Annotated in this window: 16 protein-coding genes; 5 read left to right on the top strand and 11 right to left on the bottom strand. The window is 62.3% G+C overall.

The features are described 5' to 3' along the window. Positions 1-131 precede the first annotated feature (131 nt). The 3 genes from M0H32_RS18270 to M0H32_RS18260 all read right to left on the bottom strand — a co-directional run bounded on the left by M0H32_RS18270 (position 132) and on the right by M0H32_RS18260 (position 2,463). Positions 132-1,430 carry a tetratricopeptide repeat protein gene (locus tag M0H32_RS18270; protein ID WP_248156522.1) on the bottom strand — a complete coding sequence of 433 codons (1,299 nt, stop codon included), beginning with the start codon at positions 1,428-1,430 and terminating at the stop codon, positions 132-134. A 62-nt stretch (positions 1,431-1,492) separates the two neighbouring features. Further along, positions 1,493-1,693: a cold-shock protein gene (locus M0H32_RS18265; protein ID WP_248156521.1), complete on the bottom strand. Its 201-nt coding sequence runs from the start codon at positions 1,691-1,693 to the stop codon at positions 1,493-1,495. A 311-nt stretch (positions 1,694-2,004) separates the two neighbouring features. Next, complete coding sequence (locus M0H32_RS18260) at positions 2,005-2,463, bottom strand: YtoQ family protein (protein WP_248156520.1); 459 nt, start codon at positions 2,461-2,463, stop codon at positions 2,005-2,007. 234 nt (positions 2,464-2,697) lie between these two features. Here M0H32_RS18260 and M0H32_RS18255 point away from each other — a divergent pair, with 234 nt between their 5' ends. Further along, a complete protein-coding gene (locus M0H32_RS18255) occupies positions 2,698-3,333 on the top strand; it encodes a peroxiredoxin (RefSeq protein ID WP_248156519.1) in 636 nt (211 codons plus the stop codon). A gap of 63 nt (positions 3,334-3,396) precedes the next feature. Here M0H32_RS18255 and M0H32_RS18250 read toward each other — a convergent pair whose 3' ends face one another. From M0H32_RS18250 to M0H32_RS18240, 3 genes are all read right to left on the bottom strand, one after another. Further along, the gene (locus M0H32_RS18250) at positions 3,397-4,254 is read right to left on the bottom strand and encodes an SDR family oxidoreductase (RefSeq protein WP_248156518.1); all 858 of its coding nucleotides are present in this window, start codon (positions 4,252-4,254) and stop codon (positions 3,397-3,399) included. Positions 4,255-4,257: 3 nt separating this feature from the next. Then, a complete protein-coding gene (locus tag M0H32_RS18245) occupies positions 4,258-5,085 on the bottom strand; it encodes a TrmH family RNA methyltransferase (RefSeq protein ID WP_248156516.1) in 828 nt (275 codons plus the stop codon). 81 nt (positions 5,086-5,166) lie between these two features. Then, positions 5,167-5,796: a TetR/AcrR family transcriptional regulator gene (locus M0H32_RS18240; protein ID WP_248156514.1), complete on the bottom strand. Its 630-nt coding sequence runs from the start codon at positions 5,794-5,796 to the stop codon at positions 5,167-5,169. 166 nt (positions 5,797-5,962) lie between these two features. On the opposite strand from M0H32_RS18240, the gene M0H32_RS18235 reads away from it, so the two are divergent. Both M0H32_RS18235 and M0H32_RS18230 read left to right on the top strand, forming a co-directional pair. Continuing rightward, positions 5,963-7,153, top strand: a complete 1,191-nt coding sequence (locus tag M0H32_RS18235) for an efflux RND transporter periplasmic adaptor subunit (RefSeq protein ID WP_248156512.1) — start codon at positions 5,963-5,965, stop codon at positions 7,151-7,153. 3 nt (positions 7,154-7,156) lie between these two features. Next, entirely contained in the window at positions 7,157-10,321 is a 3,165-nt protein-coding gene (locus tag M0H32_RS18230) for an efflux RND transporter permease subunit (RefSeq protein WP_248156511.1), read from the top strand. A gap of 618 nt (positions 10,322-10,939) precedes the next feature. Here M0H32_RS18230 and M0H32_RS18225 read toward each other — a convergent pair. The 3 genes from M0H32_RS18225 to M0H32_RS18215 all read right to left on the bottom strand — a co-directional run bounded on the left by M0H32_RS18225 (position 10,940) and on the right by M0H32_RS18215 (position 15,424). Next, on the bottom strand, positions 10,940-11,893 hold the full coding sequence (locus tag M0H32_RS18225; protein WP_248156510.1) for a class I SAM-dependent rRNA methyltransferase: 954 nt from the start codon (positions 11,891-11,893) through the stop codon (positions 10,940-10,942). A 145-nt stretch (positions 11,894-12,038) separates the two neighbouring features. Continuing rightward, entirely contained in the window at positions 12,039-14,474 is a 2,436-nt protein-coding gene (locus M0H32_RS18220; protein WP_248156509.1) for a methyl-accepting chemotaxis protein, read from the bottom strand. 191 nt (positions 14,475-14,665) lie between these two features. Beyond that, entirely contained in the window at positions 14,666-15,424 is a 759-nt protein-coding gene (locus tag M0H32_RS18215) for an SDR family NAD(P)-dependent oxidoreductase (protein WP_248156508.1), read from the bottom strand. 126 nt (positions 15,425-15,550) lie between these two features. Between M0H32_RS18215 and M0H32_RS18210 the strand changes: the two genes are divergently transcribed. Further along, on the top strand, positions 15,551-15,793 hold the full coding sequence (locus M0H32_RS18210; RefSeq protein WP_248156507.1) for a (2Fe-2S)-binding protein: 243 nt from the start codon (positions 15,551-15,553) through the stop codon (positions 15,791-15,793). Between the two features lie 15 nt (positions 15,794-15,808). Continuing rightward, on the top strand, positions 15,809-16,294 hold the full coding sequence (gene bfr, locus M0H32_RS18205) for a bacterioferritin (RefSeq protein ID WP_248156506.1): 486 nt from the start codon (positions 15,809-15,811) through the stop codon (positions 16,292-16,294). Between the two features lie 316 nt (positions 16,295-16,610). Here the strand turns inward: bfr and M0H32_RS18200 are convergent, their stop codons facing one another. Both M0H32_RS18200 and M0H32_RS18195 read right to left on the bottom strand, forming a co-directional pair. Next, a complete protein-coding gene (locus tag M0H32_RS18200; RefSeq protein ID WP_248156504.1) occupies positions 16,611-17,267 on the bottom strand; it encodes an ATP-binding cassette domain-containing protein in 657 nt (218 codons plus the stop codon). 5 nt (positions 17,268-17,272) lie between these two features. Continuing rightward, the gene (locus M0H32_RS18195) at positions 17,273-18,979 is read right to left on the bottom strand and encodes an ABC transporter permease (RefSeq protein ID WP_248156503.1); all 1,707 of its coding nucleotides are present in this window, start codon (positions 18,977-18,979) and stop codon (positions 17,273-17,275) included.

Here is an 18,979-nt window from a genome sequence, read left to right as displayed (position 1 = left end):
GATCCCTTCAGACGGACATCTGTCCCCAGTGGCGACAACGTAACAACTTTCCGGCGTGGTACAACCGCCTATTCCTGATCCAATTTGTTTCCAGGATCCAATCCGCAAGGTTCGGTGTCATGTCTGAATACCTAGGGCCTGCGAACATGGAAGACGAGGCCATGCACCTCACTGCCGAGTTCCTGGCGGAGAACCACGGGCTTTTCGCCTTCGTAGATCAGCCCGGCCTCCTCTGAGCAGGCACGGAGATAGGCCGGTGTGTGCGCATACCGGCCCGTCGGATCGACCCGATAATCCGGACCGGTGTCATCTGCGAGGTGCTCGACGCTGGCGATTTGTACACCGCCTGGCTTCAGCGCGGCGAACAATGCGTGCATGAAAGGCTGCAAGTCACCGAGATAACACAGCGTGTCCACACAGACCGCGAGGTCGAAGCGGGTCGGCAGGTCCGAGTTCAGGAACCCGACCAGCTCGCCCTCGACGAGAAAATCGTAGACCTCCAGCCCGGCGGCCTTCTGCAGCATGCCCGGGGACAGGTCGATGCCCGTTAGGCGCGCGCAATGCGCACGGATAAGGGGTCCGCACAGGCCGGTGCCGCAGCCGAGGTCAACCACGTCCGCGAACGGCTCGGTTCGCCCGGCCGCAAGCGCGGCAACTTCTTCTGCGACCAGCTCGGGAGCGCGGTAACCAAGGTTCTTCAGCACCTCGTCGAAGCTGTCGGAGAAACTGTCGAAATGGGTTTTGACATAGTCCTCCGGCGCCTGGTCCATGTCGTCGCCGCGCACCGCGGCCAGCTGATAGCGCACGACCGCATTGTCAGGATCCGCGGCGGCGAGCTTTTCCAGATGCTCGATCGCCCGGTCTTGACGGCCGAGGGCACATAGAACGCGCGCGTGCCAGATCGGGTCGGACCAGACATCGGCGCCGAATTTCAGGCAGCGCTCCAGCGCGTCGGCGGCCTCATCGCGGTGACCGGCCAGCATCAGAGACAAGCCGTAATTGTGCCAGGCATTCGGGTTTTCAGGGTCCAAACGAACGATCTCGGTCAGGATCGGCAGCAGGTCGTCATTGTTGGTGGCGCCTTCCAGCATCCGGTTGATGTTGCTCCAGGCGTCTTCGTGGCGCGGCTCGATCTCGACCGCGTGCACATAGGCCTCCAGGGCCTCATCGGACCTCTCCGACAGTTTCAGGATGTTGCCGAGATTGTTGTAAGCAGCGGCGTTGCGGTCATTCTGGTCCAGGGATTTGCGGATCAGGATGATGGCATTGTCGGGTTTGCCGGCGTCGAAATGCAAAAGCCCGAGGAAATGCAGGCCGTCCGCGTGATCGGGATCTTCGGTGAGAACGTCCTTGTAGGCGGCCAGCGCCGCCTCCAGATTGCCGCTTCGGTGGGCCTTGATCCCTTCCTGCAGTCTGGCATCGATCCGCATCGCGTTCCCCCAATAAAAAAGGGCAGTCGAACCGCCCTTGGTGCCGGAAAGACGCTGTTACGTTACAGCACTTTCAGGTCTTCAGCCACCATCTGACCGCGGCGCCACTCCAGATCGAAAGCCACAAGCTGGCCTTCCTTCAGAGTGTCGATGCCCGACCGGCGCAGGGCCGTGATGTCGACGAGAATGTCCTCGCCGTCCTGGGGTTCGATCGTGCCGATACCTCGGCGCGTGTCGAACCATTTTACGTTTCCATGCAGCATGGAGTCTTCTTTCCAATCTTTTGCATCAAGGCATGTAACCGGCACGTCTAGCCGTCTTTTTCAACGCCTTGATGACAGCGTTTCAGATAATACTAAAGTACTTGCCAGATCCGGGCCGACCATAAACACGACGATGCGCAGTCAAAACGGACTGCGTCACATTCAAGTGCAGGTCCTCGATGGCTGGGGTCTGGTTGCCCGGCTAACAAGCGCGGGCTTTTTCACAGTGTCTCTTAGTATGGTAATGAATTTGTTAATTTCAAGACTTGGAGCCAATCCGAAGGGGATAAGCTCCAGATTATCGTGTCAGATTAGCGATCCAGTTTGCCCTGAATGACATATTTGAGGATCGCGACCACTTGCTCTGATGTTTCCGCGACCGCAAGGGCTGCCGCGTCCACTTCCTTGAGCGGGTGGGTCAGCGAGGGATCATGCAGCACGATCAGCGATTTGCCGAGCGCGGAGGCATAACCGGCGTCGAAGGCGGCGTTCCACTGCTTGTACTTGTCGCCGAAACGCACCACGACGATGTCGGCCTTCTCGATCTGGCTGCGGGTCCGGATCGCATTCATCTTGGCACCCTTGTGGTCGTACCAGAATTTCTGGTCCTCGCCGCCCAGGATGACCGCACCGCAATCGTCGCTGGCATCATGGTCGGTCACGGGGGCGGAAAACGCCACCGGCAGGTCCAGCGCCTTGGCGCCTTCCATGATCCGCTCGCGCCAGTCGGTATGAATCTCACCGGACAAATAAACGCGCCAGGTGTCCATGCGCTCCTCCCTTGAAGTTTCTGAATCTTTTGCAAATTGCATTTTTGTTCTGGTGCAAAGCTGGTGTCTTTGCATTGAACCGTCAAGCCTCCGGGGCTGCGGCATGTAGGGTATGGACATTTGTGTCCAGACGCTGAAGGGTGTGGCGCAGCATCGCACAACTTTTCCCGCTGCGACCGCAAGTTTCCTTCCGCGATCTCCTGTCGCGGATCTTTTCAGGTAAGGAGAGCATTCATGTCTGCATTGCTGATCGGTGACGAGGCTCCGGATTTCGAGGTCGACACCACAGAAGGTCCACTCCGCTTCCACGACGCCATAGAAGGTTCCTGGGCGGTCCTGTTTTCCCACCCCAAGGATTTCACGCCGGTTTGCACCACTGAACTGGGTATGACCGCGAAGCTGAAAGACAAGTTCGAAGCGCGTGGCGTCAAGGTCTTTGGTGTGTCCGTCGATCCGATCGAGGATCATCGCGCCTGGGTGGGCGACATCGAGGAAACGCAGGGCGTCGCCCTGAACTTTCCGCTGATCGCCGATCCGGCGCGCACGGTCGCCACCGCCTACGGCATGATCCATCCGAATGCCAATGACACGCTGACCGTGCGGTCGCTGTTCGTGATCGGACCGGACAAGAAGATCAAGCTCAAGATCGAATACCCGGCTTCCACCGGCCGCAATTTCGACGAGGTCATCCGCGTGATCGACAGCCTGCAGCTGACAGCCAACCACAAGGTGGCGACGCCGGCCAACTGGGTGTCTGGCGAGGACGTGATCATCGTCCCGGCCGTTTCCGACGAAGAGGCCAAGGAAAAATTCCCGGAAGGCTGGAAGACCCTGAAGCCCTATCTGCGCGTCGTGCCGCAGCCGAAATAACGGCACCATGACGGTAAGCGGCACACAACATGGAGTGCCGTTTACCGGTCCTGTTCGTTGCAGTCACACTGTTTCGAGCAGGGCCTTCAGGGCAATCCGGTAGTCCGGATAGCGGAATGCATAGCCCAGCTCGTCCTTGACGCGCTGGTTCGAGACGCGCTTGTTCTCGCCGTAGAAGGAGCGCGCCATAGGTGACAGGTCCGCGGTCTCGAAGGGGATCTCCGGCGGCGCCTCGACGCCCAGCAGTTCGGCGGCATATGCGACAACGTCCTGGGGCGGAGCGGGTTCATCGTCGGTCACGTTGAAGATCCGGGTCGAGGGGGTCGCCAGGGCCGCGCTCAAGGCACCGGCGATGTCGGCCACATGAATGCGGTTGAACACCTGGCCGGGTTTGACCAGCCGCCGCGCCGTGCCCTTTTTGAAATTCTCGAAGGCGTTGCGGCCGGGGCCGTAAATGCCGGACAGGCGGAAGATCTGGACCGGCAGGCCATTCGCTTCGGCAAACTCCAGCCAGGCCTGTTCCGCGGCCACCCGCTGCACCGAGCGTTTGGAGACCGGTTTGCAGGGCGTTTCCTCGTCCACCCAGGCGCCGTCATGATTGCCGTAGACGCCGACGGTGGAGAGATAGCCGATCCAGTCGGGGCGGCCTTTGGCAAGGTCATCGCCGTGCTGCGTCAGAACCGGATCCCCGGTCTCGTTGGGCGCAATCGACACCAGTACATGGGTTGCCGTTGCCAGGGAGGCCGAAATGCCGTCTCCCGGCGTTTCGCCGTCAAAAAGAAACGGCTCGACTCCCATGTCTTTCAGGGCCTGGGCTTTCTCTGCGGACCGGGTCGTGCCGCCGATCCAGTCGAACTTTTCGCGGGTCTCCTTGATGAACGCCCTGGAGGAAAAGCCAGCGCCGAATACGAACAGTCTCACGTGTCAAAGCTCCAGATGCTTGCGGCGGATTTCATAAAGGGCGATGCCGGTGGCGACCGCCAGGTTGAGGCTGTCCGCCTGACCGACCTGCGGAATGCGGATCAGGGTGGGGCAGGCGGCGGCCATGTCGTCTTCGAGGCCCTTCTGCTCGTTGCCCATGACCAAAAGGGCGGGCTCGGAATAATCCGGCTCCCGGTAATCGACGGCGCCTTTGAGATGGGTCGCGGCGACGGTGCCCGGCCATTTGCCGGCGAGCGCCTTGAACTCGTCCTTGCTCATCTTGGCAAGGGGCACATGAAACAGCGAGCCCATGGTGGCGCGCACGGCTTCGACGGCAAAGGGATCGGTGCAGTCGCCGACCAGCATCACACCGGCGCCGCCGACCGCGTCGACTGTGCGGATGATCGTGCCGAGATTGCCCGGATCGCGCACCCGGTCGAGGGCCACCCAAAGCGTTGTCCCGGTGGGGTCGATGTCCTTGGCACCAAGCATGTTTTGTTCATAGACCCCGACAACCATTTGCGGGTTGTCCTTGCGGGTCATGGCCGACATCACCGCGGTCGAGACTTCCAGGATCAGCGCGCCGCGCGCCTTTGCGGTCGCCGCTGCCTTTTGCGCAACCGGATTGTCGCGCGCCTCCGGGCCGAGGGCGAGATATCGCACGCCCCAGCCGGCCTCAAGCGCGTCAGTCGCCAGTTTCAGGCCCTCGGCGACAAACAGGCCCGACTGACTGCGGTGCTTGCGCTGGGCGACAAGCCCTTTGATTTCCTTGACGATCGGATTGGCGTGGCTGGTGATCTGTTTCACCGCGCCTGTGCGCTGTTGCGGCATTGGGTGCTCCGGACGCTCCCACAGGAGCCGGGAAGGAGGTGTTTCAGGGTTCCGCTGGCTTAGGCGCAGGTCCGCGCCGGGTCAAGAGCCTTGCGGTTCGGGCCGGGGTGGCAACAGGCGTTCGGTCGCCAGCAGGATCGACTGATCGATGTCGACCGGAAAGGCGGTAACGTCGAGCTTGCCGTCAATGGCAAGGAACGACAGGCCATGGACCTGGGTCCAGAGCGGGAAGGCGGCCTGGAGAACCTCTTCCGTGATGTCGTCCTCGCCGAGATAGCGCGCCACCTCCCGCAGAAGCACACCATAGGCGCCGCGGCCGACGGTTTTCAGCTCCTCGATCCGGCCGGCATGGGACTTGGTGCTGAACATCAGCCGAAAGGTATGCTGCTCGCGCATGGCGAATTGCACATAGGTCCGTCCGATGGCGGCGAGGGACTGGACCGTGCCGCGCGGATATTCGGCCGCATGTTGTTCCATCTGCGCGCCGAGCCGGGCAAGCCCGTCCATCGCAACCTCGGTCAGGAGGTCTTCCTTCGATTTGAAATGGCGGTAGGGCGCGGCATTGCTGACGCCCGCCAGCCGGCAGGCATCGGACATGGAAAACCCGTCCGGGCCGTGTTCCTCGATCAGGTCCCGCGCGGCGGAGATCAGCTGGCCGCGCAGATCGCCGTGATGGTAGCCGGTCTTTTTCTGGATTTTGGCCTTGGCCATCGATGGGTCCGTTTCTTTTTTGCCTGTGAGTCCTTGCGAAAGTTAATTCTTCTAACATATGTTAGCAACGATAACATAGTTAGAGCTGTTCACATTGGGCTCGGCCCGAAACGGCTCGGCGACACCGCCAGACAAAGACCGCCAGACAAAGGATGAGGGCGTGGCCATGCGGGACAAAGTGGATGAAGCCGACGGGCAGGGGAGCGGTTCAGGCCGCCTCAAGCGCCTTGCAAGAGGCCTCCTCAGCCTCACCACGTTTTCAGTCAACTCGGCGCTCGCTGTTGCCGCGGTGATGCTGGGCGTCACCACCATCCAGATGCGCGCGGAAGAAAAGCCGCAGATCAGCGCCGCGCCGCTGATCGAAGTGGCTGCGTTCCGGCCGGATTTTCAAGCCGGATATGACGTCGCCCGCAGGTTCACCGGCCGGTTGGAGCCGGCACGGCAGACCGATCTGGCCTTTGAACTCACCGGTACCATCCGTGAGATCATGGCCGACGAAGGCGGTACGGTGGGTGCCGGCGATATCATTGCGAGACTCGATACCAGGTCACTCGAGGCGGAACGCCGCCGGCAGCAGGCCAACCGGTCGGCCGCGGAGAGTGATCTGGAGCTGGCGCAATTGACGCTGGACCGCCGCCGCAAGCTGCAGAAGGCCGGTCATGTCAGCGACGAAGTTCTCGACCAGGCGCGCCTGGCCCTCAGCCGTCTGAACGCGAGCCTTGCGCAGATCGACGCCGCCATCGAGGCGATCGACATCAATCTGGACAAATCGGTGCTGAGGTCCCCGTTTGGCGGGCGCGTCGGCGCACGTCTCCTGGATGAAGGCGCGACCGCGACGCCCGGTCAGCCGGTGCTGTCGGTGCTGGAAAGCGCCCGGCCGACCGTGCGCATCGGCCTTGCGCCGGATGTCGTCAAAAGTCTGGATCCGGACGGGACATTCACGATCGAGATCGGCGGACAGCCTTTCAAGGCCCGGTTCGCCGGCCTGCGCCCGGATCTTCAGACCCGCACCCGCACCATCGAGGCCTTGTTCGAGCTGGAAGCGCCGCCGGCCCTGCCGGGGTTCGGTCAGCTTGCCGAGCTGAGCGTTGAAGAACATGTCGCATCGCCCGGCTACTGGGTTCCGGCTGCTTCGCTCAAGGAGGGGCCGCGTGGGCTCTGGACCTTGTTGACGCTTGTGGACGCGCCGGACGACGGAACCCATCTGGTGGTGCGTGAAGCGGTTGAAGTGCTGCACATGAATGCGGACCGGGCTTTTGTCCGTGGCACGATCACGCGCGACACACAGATTGTCGCCGAGGGTGTGCATAGGGTTGTGGCCGGCCAGCCGGTGCGGCTCCAGGGCAGCGGGGCCTGATCCATGGCAACGCTGTTCTTTCGCCAGCCGCGTCTTGCGGCCCTCATGGTCCTCGTCATTCTGGCCGCCGGGGCGTCCGCCCTGATCGGCATCGGCCGACAGGAAGACCCGACCATCACCAATATCTTCGCCAGCGTGACCACGGTCTATCCGGGCGCCGACCCGGCACGGGTCGAAGCTCTGGTAACTGAAAAGATCGAGGAGCAGCTCCGCGAAGTGGAGGAGATCGACACGATCGAGTCCACCTCCGCGGCCTCCATTTCGATCCTGCAGATCGAGCTGCTGGATACGCTTTCCGAAGACGTCATCGAACAGACCTGGTCCGAGATCCGCGACAAGCTTTCCGATGCCGCGCGCGACTTTCCGCAAGGGGTTCAGGAGCCGGAATTTGAGACCGAAGGGGCAGGGACCTTTGCCTCGATCAGTGCGCTCGTGCCGCGCCATGACGGTGTCTCCGAAGCCGTGCTGCTGCGCTATGCCGAGGGCCTGTCCGATATTCTCAGGAATGTGCCCGGTATCAAGCAGGTCGAGATCTTCGGCGCCGCCGAGGAGGAGATCCTCGTCCGGATCGATCCGGCGCTGCTGGCCTCCCTGTCGCTCACCGTCGACCAGGTTTCCGCGGCCATCCGGGCCGCCGACGCCAAGGTACAGTCCGGCCGGCTCAGAAGCCGGGACCGGGAATTCCTGATCGAGGTCGAAGGCGAAATTGCCGCCCTCGACCGTGTCCGGCAGATCCCGGTCTCGACGGATGCAGCAGGCCTTGTCACCCGTGTCGGCGACATTGCCACGGTCACAAAGGGCACCCGTCACCCGGCCGACGAGATCGCCTTTGCGGACGGCCGTCCGGCACTTCTTGTTGCCGCCAAGATCGCCGACGGCCTGCAGGTCGATGCCTGGATGGACCGGGTGCAGACCCGCATAGCCGCCTTTGAAGCCGAGATGCCCCATTCCATCGAGCACCGGCTGGTGTTCGACCAGAGCACCTACACGATCCAGCGCCTCTCCGATGTCGGCTTCAACATCGCCATCGGCATGGGGCTGGTGGTGATCGTGCTGCTGGTGACGATGGGGCTGCGATCCGCGATCATCGTCGCGACAGTGCTGCCCGTTGTGACGCTGGCCTCCTTCGCCACCATGAGCATGATCGGCCTGCCCTTGCACCAGATGTCGCTGACCGGGATGATCGTGGCGCTCGGGCTGCTGGTGGATGCCGGCATCGTCATGACCGACGAAATCGGCCAGGCGCTCAACGCGGGCGCAACCCGGACCGAGGCGGTCGGCAAGGCCGTGCGGCGGCTGTTCGCGCCCTTGGCCGCCTCGACGGTGACAACGGCTCTCTCCTTCATGCCGATGGTGCTGTTGCCCGGACCGGCAGGGGACTTTGTCGGTGCGATCGCCATTGCCGTGATCATCATGCTGATCTGGTCCTTCATTGTCGCCGTCACGCTGACCGCGGCCATGGCGGGCTGGGTGCTGCCGCTTGCCAAACCAGGCCGGAAGGCACGGCGCTGGCAACCGATGGCCTTGATTTCCGTTCCGTTCCGGTTGTCGCTGAAATTTGCGATGCGCAACCCGGCCAGCTCGGTCGCCTATGCCCTGGTCCTGCCGGTCATCGGCTTCATGAGCATGTCCACCTTGACGGCGCAGTTCTTCCCCGGTGTCGACCGCGACCAGTTTTACGTCGAGGTGGAACTGGCCGATGGCACCGCCATTGCCGAAACCTCCGAGCTGGCGCTGCGGATTGACGACTATCTTGAGGCCCAGGAGGGTATCGACCAGGTGGCCTGGGTTGTCGGCAAAAGCGCGCCGGCCTTCTACTACAACATCGTCAGCGACCGGGACCGGGCACCGGCCTTTGCCCAGGCTCTAGTCACAACCGCCTCACCCGATGCCACCGCCGGTCTTGTGCCCCGGCTGCAGCAGGATCTCTCCCGGGCATTTCCGTCGGCCCGTATCCTGGTGCGAGACCTTGTGCAGGGGCCGCCGGTGGATGCGCCGGTCGAATTGCGTCTCGTCGGTCCCTCGCTCGAGGTCCTGCGCGAACAGGGCGACATCTTGCGAAAGCTTGCCGCCGGTGTCGAGGAAGTGACCATTGTGCGCACCACGCTGGACGGCGGCGCGCCGAAGCTCAAATTTGCCGTCAATGAAGACAAGGCCCGCCTTGTCGGGCTCGGGCTTGGCGATGTCGCCAGGCAGCTGGAAGCGGTGCTTGAAGGTGCCACTGGTGGCAGCCTGATCGAAGGCACGGAAGAACTGCCCGTGCGGGTGCGTGTTGGCGAGACCACGCGCGCCGACCTGACCCGGATCGCCAGCTTGCCGCTGTTGCCGGCTGCCGGGGCCGGTGGATCGGCTGCCTATGACGGTGTGCCCGTGTCGGCCATCGCCGATATCAGCGTCGAGCCGTCCGAAGGCCAGATCAACCGGCGCAACGGCGAGCGTACCAACACGGTCCAGGCGTTTGTGCAATATGGCGTTCTGCCGGAAGAGGCCCTTAAGAAACTCCAGATGCAGATCGCGGAGACCGGCTTCGAACTGCCGGAAGGCTATCGCATCGAGACGGGCGGCGACAGCGATGCCCGCGGCGACACAATGAAGAACCTGATCGGCTCGCTGGGCCTGATCATTCCCCTGTCGATTGCCGCGGTCGTGCTCACCTTCCAATCCTTCCGCCTGTCCGCCGTCACGCTCATGGTGGCGATGTTGTCCGCCGGCCTTAGCATCCTGGCGCTGGCGGTGTTCCAGTACCCGTTTGGCATCAACGCGATCATCGGCGTGATCGGCTCCATTGGCGTCTCTATCAACGCGGCCATCATCATCCTGACGGCGATGCAACAGGACGCGCTGGCGGCGGCTGGCGACCGGAACGCCATGGTCGATGTGGTGATGCGTTCCAGCCGGCATATCGTCTCGACCACCCTGACGACCTTCGGCGGCTTCCTGCCGCTGATCCTGGGCGGCGGCGGGTTCTGGCCCCCCTTTGCCATGTCGATCGCCGGCGGCGTGCTGCTTTCCACGGTAATCTCGTTCTACTTCGCCCCGCCCATGTTCGCGCTGGTCTATGCACCGCGGCGGAAGAAGGTGAAGGGAGTGGATGACGCCGCTGAAACGCCAAAGACTGCGGCATCCTGGAGCAACGACAACCTGGAAACGGCGGTCGCGGCGGAGTGATTTTTGAGGTTCATCAAACACCCGCCGTTCGTCATTGCCGGACTTGATCCGGCAATCCATGCCGTGATCTCGCCGGTCGCAAGGGCAGTGCATTTGGTGGCGCAACGCCATGGATTCCATGGTCAAGCCCACTGCTGTCCGGTTAAGCAGTTCTCTTTGCGTGTTTCCTGCTCGGGCCACTTGCGCCCGTCTCCCCCCTTGCGGGGAGATGTCTCCGCCAGGAGACAGAGGGGGGGGCAACCCATCAAATTCATTCGGAATTTCCGAAATCGCGGCGACCGTTTCACCCCCCTCTGTCCGGTTCCCGGACATCTCCCCCACAAGGGGGGAGACGGCAGCAAGCGGCATGGCTGCATGATGTCCGACAAGCCGTTCACCGCGGATAGACAAATCGTTCCAGCGTCTTGCCTAATTCACTGTCGTTTAAACCGCACAGCAGTGGGTCGAGCCATGGAATGACGTAGATTGGCGGGAAACGCGGATAAACGGTTACGCAGGATGGAATGCCCCCCTCAACCCGACCACACCCCACAGCGTCATCCTTCGAGACGGACCTAAAGGTCCTCCTCAGGATGACGCTTTGGGTTTGAAAAGCTGTTTGTACCAGCCACACAAACCCTACCGGCTGCTCCAGCGCGAAAACAGAGACGTGGACAAGGCCCGCGCGCCGTCTTCCTCGCGGATGACCAGTTCGCCGGATTCCAGCTGGCCGCCCTGTCGGCTGAGCGTTTCGGCCATCAGTTCGTGAATGGAGACGAAGCTGGAGCGGATCGCGTAGGCGGTCAGGATCATGAACAGGGCGTCGTCGGCCAGAAGCTTCTGCAGGTCCGCGAGCATGCCCGGGAGGCTGGTATAGATGTCCCAGACCTCGCCCTTGGGACCGCGGCCGTATTTCGGCGGATCGAGGATGATGCCGTCATAGGTGTTGCCGCGCCGGACTTCCCTTGCGACGAATTTGGAGGCGTCCTCGCAGATCCAGCGGATCGGCAGATCCTCCAGGCCGGACATGGCCTGGTTCTCGCGGGCATAGCCGATCGCCTTCTTGGAGGCATCCACATGGGTGACCTGGGCGCCTTCGGTCGCCGGCAACAGCGAGGCGAGGCCGGTATAACCGAAGAGGTTCAGGATCTTCAGCGGCTTTTCCGGATTGCGTTTGCGCTCGGCGCGGATCTTGCCGTTGACCCAGTCCCAATGGGCGGCCTGTTCGGGAAAAACGCCGACATGACGGAACGACATGAAGCGGCCGTTGTAGCTCACCGGACCATAGGACATCGGCCAGGTCTCCGGCACATTGCCGGAGAACTTCCAGCGGCCGGGGCCTTCTTCTTCCGTATCGCCGGAGAAGACGGCATCGGCCCGGTTCCAGACGCTTTCCTTTTGCCGCCTTGCTCCCATCGCCTGGGGTTCGGGGCGCACGATGGTAAACCGGCCGTAGCGTTCCAGCTTTTCGCCTTCGCCCATGTCGAGCAGCCGGTAGTCCTTCCAGCCTTTCGTTTCCAGGATCACCGGCCAGGTCTGGACCGGCGGCTTGCCGGAAGGAGCGAAGGAGGAGGCGCTGGTCTGGTCCGCCACGGGGGTCTCTCGTTTGTTGAGCGTCAGGAAATTGTTTCCGCTCTAGTCGGCACGGACGCAAACGTCAACGTTTCGTGCCGGACCTGGCAAAGAAAAAGGGCGGGGAGCCGAAGCTCACCCGCCCGGTTTTCATACGGACCCGAAATCAGGCGGCGGCAACCTCGGAGAGGAACTGCTCGACTTCCCGCTTCAGCTCGTCGGTCTTCTGGGTCAGTTCGCCAGAGGCCGACAGGACCATATCCGCGGAGGACGAGGTCTGATCGACAGCCTGGGAGAGCTGGTTCATGGAAGAGGACACGGCACCGGTGCCTTCCGCCGCCCGCTGGACGTTCTGCGAGATTTCCGCGGTGGCCGCGCCCTGCTGCTCGACGGCCGAGGCGATGGCGGTGGTGTAGGTGTTGACCTCCGTCATGGTCTCGGCGATCTCGCCGATGGCGACAACCGATTCCTTGGTGGCGTTCTGGATCTCGGTGATCTGGCTGGAGATCTCCTCGGTCGCCTTGGAGGTCTGCGTTGCCAGTTCCTTCACCTCGGCGGCAACGACCGCGAAGCCCTTGCCGGCTTCGCCCGCACGCGCCGCCTCGATGGTGGCGTTGAGGGCCAGGAGGTTGGTCTGTTCGGCAATCGCCTGAATGAGCGTGACAACTTCGCCGATCTTAGTTGCTGCTTCCGCAAGACCCTCGACCTTCTGGTTGGTGATGCGTGTACCGGTGGTGGCCCGGTCGACAATCTCCGTGGTCTGCGCAACCTGGCGGGAGATCTCGCCGATCGAGGCCGCCAGCTCTTCCGCGGCGCTGGCCACGGTCTGGACGTTGTTGGTGGTCTCGTTCGAGGAGGCCTGGGTTTCGCTTGCGTAGCCGGCGCTGTCGCGGGCGATCTCGGTGAGCGCCTGTGCGGTCGCGTCGAGGCTGCCGGCGGTGGATTCTACCGAGCCAAGGGCCTCTTCCGCCTTGGAGCGGAACGACTGGATCATAGAGTCGATCCGTTCCTGGCGCTGCTGTCGTGCCGCTTCTTCCTGGGCGTTCTGTTCCTGAAGCTGTGCGCGCTCGATGGCGTTGTCGCGGAAAACCTGAACGGTCCGGCTCATGTCGCCGATCTCGTCGCCGCGGTCACGGCCGGGAATCTCGACTTCATTGTCGCCATTGGCGAGCCGGCCCATCACGTCGGTGATGGTACGGATCGGCCGGGTGATGGCCAGGTTGAGGACGAAGGCCAGGCCGACACCGCCGAGGATGGCCAGAAGAATTGTGGTCGCAATCTGCAGCTCCGCGGCACTTGAGGCGGAATTGGCCGCCTTGGACTGGGCCTCGGAAATAGCGGCGATGTCCGCCGTGACCTTGCGGGTCAAGCTGTCGAGCTGGCCGCGCTTGGTTGCGAGGTCATGCTTGGTCGCGACCATTTCCTGGAACGATTTTTCCAGTGTGGCAACCGAAACCGGGATTCCCTTGATGGCCTCGGCGGCGGACGGCAGGATCATGGCGTATTTGACCATATCCTTTTGAAGGCCGGCCAAGTTCGTGATTTGCTCTTCGACACCGGTTGTCTCGATGACACCGAAAGAACCGAACAGGTAGAGCGTTTCCGCGCGGGCCGCCAGGGCCAGCTGATTCAGCTTGGTGGCTTTTTCAGCAATCGACCGCACGGTCGCCAGCCGGGTCGACGCCGTCAAGGCATCGGTTTTGGCCTTGGACACAACCGGATCGACCTGGCCGAGAATATCCTTGGTCAGGGTATCCATGCCCTCGATTGCGGTGCCGACGGCAAGGCGCGCCTCATAGGCTTCGGAAAAACCGAGGTCTGTGGTGAGGTTTTCCAGGGCCTTGTTCAGTTTGTTGGCCTGGGCGGCCAGCATGCTGACGGTTTTGCGGTCGATGCCCTCGATCTGCTTGTATTTCATCTGTTTGGTCGATGCGACGAGATTTCGGGCGATGTCAATTGCCTTGTCCAGGTCTTCGCCGTCGATATTGCCGCTGCCTTCCAGGTAAAGCATGTGCACCTGAACGACTTCGTCCTTCAGCTGGAACACCGTGAACTGCAGCTGGTTGGCGTCATCCAGCTGGCTGTTGGCGGTGAAGGCTTCGGCACTGATTTTCTTTTCTTCAGAAGCGACCGCCTCGTTGATGCTGATTGCCAGGGCTCCCAGATCCTCGGTGCTCTTCTGCAGGGTGGCCAACCGGTCGTTCTGCTGCTGGGTCTGCGCGACCACTTCCGCGAAGGTTTCGGAGAACTTGGAAACGGCCTCGCTGGCACCGGCGACCTGTGCCTCGGAGCCGGCATCTCCGGCAACGTCTTCGGCAAGCTTGGACAATTCCGTTTCCAGCTTTGCGATTTCGGCCTGCACCGCGTCGCTCAAGTCGCTGCTCGGATTGTTCAGATAGTCTTCCCGCTGCTGCGATGTTGTCTGGACCTGAGCCGCGACCTTGGACGCCTGGTCAGCGACGACAAACTTGCTTGCCAGGCTGTGAATGGCAAGGAAACCGACACCTCCGACCAGCGCCGTCAGTAGGAGAACGGCAAAAAAACCGCCACCTACCTTGAACCCGAATTTCAAGTCGGTCAGAACCTTCAAAAGTCTCTTCATTTCATCCCCGCACAGCCGGAATCACCGCAATTTCTCTGTTACTATTGCGGAGTCCAGTGAAGATTGGGTAAATTATGGGAATTATCTTCAGGTACTATTTGAGTTGAAAATTCTATACCTGTTAACAAAAGATAACTTTTAAAACATGATAACTTTAATCTAGATCATAAATTCAAGGTTGTATGCATTCATTATACATGCTGTCCGCCGTTGATGTGGATTTCCGCCCCGCTGACATAGGAAGACTTGTCGGAACACAGGTAAAAAATCGTGTCGGCAACTTCAGGCGGCAGGCCCAGACGCCGCAGAGGAATGTCCTCAATCATCTTTTCAGTGCCGGGCGACAGGATCGAGGTGTCGATTTCTCCTGGCGCAATCGCGTTGACGCGGATCCCGTGCGGTCCGAAGTCAGCGGCCATTTCCCGGGTCAATGAGGCCAGGGCCGCCTTTGAGGTGGCATAGGCCGTGCCGGCGAAGGGGTGGACGCGCATGCCGGCGATCGACGTCACGTTGACCACAGAGCCACCCGCATTCTTGAGCTCTTTGAAGAGGCCACGGCCGAGCAGGATGGGGGCGAAGAAATTGACTTGAAACACGGTCCGCCATTCATGCATGGCGGTGGTCAGCGAATCGAGGCGCTCACCATTTGCACCCTTCGGACTGATGCCGGCATTGTTGACCAGCGCGTGCAGCTTGGAGCCGTTCACTTCCAGCCGCTTGCGGATTTCCTGGGTGGCGAAGCCGAGATTTTCCGGGTCGGACAGATCCACCTGGATATGATCTTCCGGTCCCATCGGCCAGGGACACTTGTCAGAAAAGGCCTGCCGGGAACAGGTGATCACCCGCCAGCCTTCGGCGGAAAACCGCTTGACGGTCGCGTGGCCGATGCCGCGACTTGCACCGGTCAGCACGAGTGTGGGACGGTCATCCACATGAGGCTTGCCGTTCATGATGTTCCCTTGTCTGGCTTCCGGCGGTCCGGAAAAAGTTGACTCTTATGGTCGAGTTTCGATATTTCGCTGGAATTCGTCAATGCCACTCTGTCCCGCATATGAGGACGCGCGCCGGATCCTACAATGATCATTTGCTCCTGTAACGTCCTGTCTGACAAGCAGCTTCGCGAGGCGGCGGAGGAAATGCGCGCGGACCCGAACGGCAAGGTGCCGACCCCGGGGGCTGTTTTCCGGCATCTCGGCTGCCGCCCGCGCTGCGGGGGATGTTTTCCGGCGGTGATTGACATCATTCACGAAAAAAGCTCTGAAGAAACCGAAGCATCGAAACCGGGAACCGGGCCGCGGAAGCGGGCCGTCGGCCGGTAACCAGGGAGAGGGCCTATGAAGGGCGAACCGCGCGTCATTGAATATCTGAACAAGTCGCTGCGTCATGAGTTGACGGTGGTCAACCAGTTCTGGGTCCATGCCCGTCTGCTGGAGGACTGGGGCTATGGCAAGCTGGCCGCCAAGGAACTGGTCGAGGCCGACGAGGAACGCGCCCATGCCCAGGAGCTGATGGACCGGATCATCTTCCTGGAAGGCCTGCCGAACCTGCAGACCCTCGACCCGCTGCGTATCGGCCAGTCGCTGAAGGAGTGTCTGGAAGGCGACCTGGCGGCGGAATATGTGGCCCGCGCGCTTTACAAGGAAGCCCGCGAAGTCTGCCGGGAGCTGGGCGACTTTGTCACCATGGCCCTGTTCGAGCGTCTGCTCGCCGACGAGGAAGGCCATATCGACTTCCTGGAAACCCAGCTCGGCCTGATCGAACAGATCGGCATCGACAATTACGCCCTACTGCAGGCGAAATCCGCCGACCAGGCGGAGTAGTCTTTTGGGTGCGCGGCAGGTGATCTGCTCCGTATCCGCGGCACCGTTGACTTTCTGAACGCGAATGCTGCGTACCCCCACCCCTAACCCCTCCCCACAAGGGGGAGGGGGATCAGGCTGTGCCAATTCACCTCGGACAGTGACGAATGGCGCATGATGAATTCGTTTTCCTTTCGGGAAAGCGCCGCTTGCGTCTCCCTCCCCCTTGTGGGGAGGGATCAAGGGTGGGGGTAAGCGGCGTTAGCCAATGCGTACTTCCGGAGGCCACCTCGAGCCTCCTCGTTTCATTCGCCGCGACAAAACCATCCGCAGCACCTCAAGCCTGGTCCAGCCGAAAAACCTCGCCACCCGCGGCCTCGGCATCTTCCTCATCATGAGTGACCAGCAGCACCGGCAGGCTTTTGCGCCGCGCGGCCTCGAAGACCTGTGCGCGAATATCGGCTCGCCGGGTTCTGTCCAGGCTGGAAAAGGGTTCGTCGAGCAGCAGCGCGTGCGGATCGGCGAGCAGCGTGCGCATCAGCGCGACCCTGGTCTGTTGTCCACCGGAAAGCGTTGCAGGGTCACGGTTGGCAAATCCTGCCAGGCCGACATCGGCAAGGGCCTGTTCCGCCATGTCGCGGCGCAAGGACCGTTGCCGGATTCCGGGCGGGATCGCGAAGAGCAGGTTCTGCAGCACGGACATGTGCGGGAACAGGAGCGGCGTCTGAAACATCAGGCCGACATGCCTCTCCTGCGCGGGCAGGTCTGTCAGGTCGCGGCCTTTCAGGTGAACGCGGCCCGACGCCTGAAAGTCCGGGCGCAGGAACCCGGCGATGAAATCGAGGAGGCTCGATTTGCCGCTGCCGCTTTCGCCCATGATCGTCAGGACAGAGCCCGCGTCGATCCGGCAGTCGACCTGAAGCAGCAGTCGGCCGCCGAGGCGGATGGCGACATTTTCCAGTACAAGGCCCGTCCTTGCATCGCACGCTTGCATCTTGATCAACCCCGTTCCAGCCGCATGGCGGCCCGGTTGCGGTACAGGACGGCCGGGATCAGGGCGGCCAGCACAAAGCCTGTCAGCGGGATCAGCAGCTGCAGCAAGGCATAGAGTGCGGCCACCGGGCGATTGCCGCCACTGGCCAGCGCGACGCTTTCGGTGGTCACGGTGACGATCCGGCCCGCGCCGATCATCAGGGTCGGCAGATACTGGCCGACGGAAACGGCCGCGGCAACGGCAAGCGTGGTGAGCACCGGCCGCAGGAGAAGCGGCAGACGCACCTGCCAGAAAATCCGTGCCCGCGACGCTCCGATGGATGCCGCCGCCTTGGTGTAGCGCGGGTCCAGCCGCGCCCAGGAATCGCTTAAGGACAGCACGGCATAGGGAAACACGAACACCAGCTGGGCCAGCAGCACAGCCGGAAAGGACCCGCTCATTCCGGCAAGCAGAAACAGCATCTGCAGCCCGAACAGAAAACCGATCTGGGGCAGGAGCAACGGCAGGAAGACAAGCGCCTTCAGCCTGCGCCCCGATGGCCTGTTGTTGTGGCTGCGGGCGTCCAGCAGCCACAGGGTCAGGGCCGTTGCAAGGCCGGCCGTGGTGACAGCGAGCGCAAGCGTTGCCCAAAGCGCCGGAGCTCCCATCGTGAAAGTGTCGGCCAGCCGCATGAGATCCCAGCGTTGAGGCAGCAGTGCGGGAAACCACCAGGACCGCGCCATGGACCAGAGGCCGAGTAACAGGAGCGACAGCATCATCACGGTGATGACAGCGACCATCAGGGCAAGGCCCGCGTGCCGGGCAGCGCCGTCATGGCGATGGCGGTGGCCGCTGGCGAGCCGGCCACGCAATCCCGAAAGGGCCAGCCGTTCCAGGATCAGGTAGACCAGCAGGGCCGCAGACGTGACACCGAGCTGAAGCAGGGCACCGGCGGAGGCCGTCAGCCGCCTGGAAAGATCCGGATCGCTCATCCAGCCGACCAGTCTGGGAGCAAGCGGCGCGGGCGTCGTTGGTCCGAGGATGACGGCGACATCGACCACCGAGGTCGCGTAGGCGATTACCGCGAGAACGGGCAGACGGATCAGCGGATAGATCTGCGGCAGCACGATCTTGAAAAACGTCGCCATACGGCCATAACCGAGACTTGCACCGGCCCGGTAGAAGTCGCGGATATGCGGACGGCTGAGGGCCGCGAGCGTCATCAGGAACAGGAACGGCACCTCCTTGGCCACCAGGCCGAAAGTCAGGCTGAGGCCGAGCGGGTCGTTGAGGATCAGAAGATCCGGCGGCCGCGTCCAACCTGTCGCCCAGGGCGAGAGGGCGCGCACCAGAAAGCCGGAGGGCGCGATCAGAAAAGCGAGGCCGATGGCCGCGGCGGCATGCGGCACGGAGAGAAGCGGTGACAGGAACCGGCTCAGGCGTTGGAAAGTCGCCGTGCCGGCCCAGCCCGCCGCAAAGACCAGCACGATGGCGAGCGAGAGCAGCGACGCGACGAGGCCGGTGCCGAAGCTGAGCAGGGCGGACCGGGCAAGGCCTGGTGCCGCGAGAAGTTCACGGAACGGCTCGAGCGAGATTCTGTCATAGCCGAGCACCGGAAGATAGCCGAAGGCCGGCAGGACCGTTCCCGCCAGCCCCGCCAGGACGGGTCCCGCCAGCAGGAGCGCGACCAGAAGTGTCGGGATCTCAGGAAACGAATGCCGCCTGCCGGTCAA

The sequence above is a fragment of the Roseibium sediminicola genome, from assembly GCF_023156505.1.
Classification (GTDB): domain Bacteria; phylum Pseudomonadota; class Alphaproteobacteria; order Rhizobiales; family Stappiaceae; genus Roseibium; species Roseibium sediminicola.
Note: the sequence above shows the minus strand (reverse complement) of the source record. Positions and strands in the feature narration are given on the sequence as shown.

Coding starts and splice junctions, on each gene's coding strand:
- M0H32_RS18230 (WP_248156511.1), top strand. CDS start 7,157: ATGGCAACGCTGTTCTTTCGCCAGCCGCGTCTTGCGGCCCTCATGGTC.
- M0H32_RS18210 (WP_248156507.1), top strand. CDS start 15,551: ATGATCATTTGCTCCTGTAACGTCCTGTCTGACAAGCAGCTTCGCGAG.
- M0H32_RS18270 (WP_248156522.1), bottom strand. CDS start 1,430: ATGCGGATCGATGCCAGACTGCAGGAAGGGATCAAGGCCCACCGAAGC.
- M0H32_RS18220 (WP_248156509.1), bottom strand. CDS start 14,474: ATGAAGAGACTTTTGAAGGTTCTGACCGACTTGAAATTCGGGTTCAAG.
- M0H32_RS18255 (WP_248156519.1), top strand. CDS start 2,698: ATGTCTGCATTGCTGATCGGTGACGAGGCTCCGGATTTCGAGGTCGAC.
- M0H32_RS18200 (WP_248156504.1), bottom strand. CDS start 17,267: ATGCAAGCGTGCGATGCAAGGACGGGCCTTGTACTGGAAAATGTCGCC.
- M0H32_RS18235 (WP_248156512.1), top strand. CDS start 5,963: ATGCGGGACAAAGTGGATGAAGCCGACGGGCAGGGGAGCGGTTCAGGC.
- M0H32_RS18245 (WP_248156516.1), bottom strand. CDS start 5,085: ATGCCGCAACAGCGCACAGGCGCGGTGAAACAGATCACCAGCCACGCC.
- M0H32_RS18240 (WP_248156514.1), bottom strand. CDS start 5,796: ATGGCCAAGGCCAAAATCCAGAAAAAGACCGGCTACCATCACGGCGAT.
- M0H32_RS18265 (WP_248156521.1), bottom strand. CDS start 1,693: ATGCTGCATGGAAACGTAAAATGGTTCGACACGCGCCGAGGTATCGGC.
- M0H32_RS18215 (WP_248156508.1), bottom strand. CDS start 15,424: ATGAACGGCAAGCCTCATGTGGATGACCGTCCCACACTCGTGCTGACC.
- bfr (WP_248156506.1), top strand. CDS start 15,809: ATGAAGGGCGAACCGCGCGTCATTGAATATCTGAACAAGTCGCTGCGT.
- M0H32_RS18260 (WP_248156520.1), bottom strand. CDS start 2,463: ATGGACACCTGGCGCGTTTATTTGTCCGGTGAGATTCATACCGACTGG.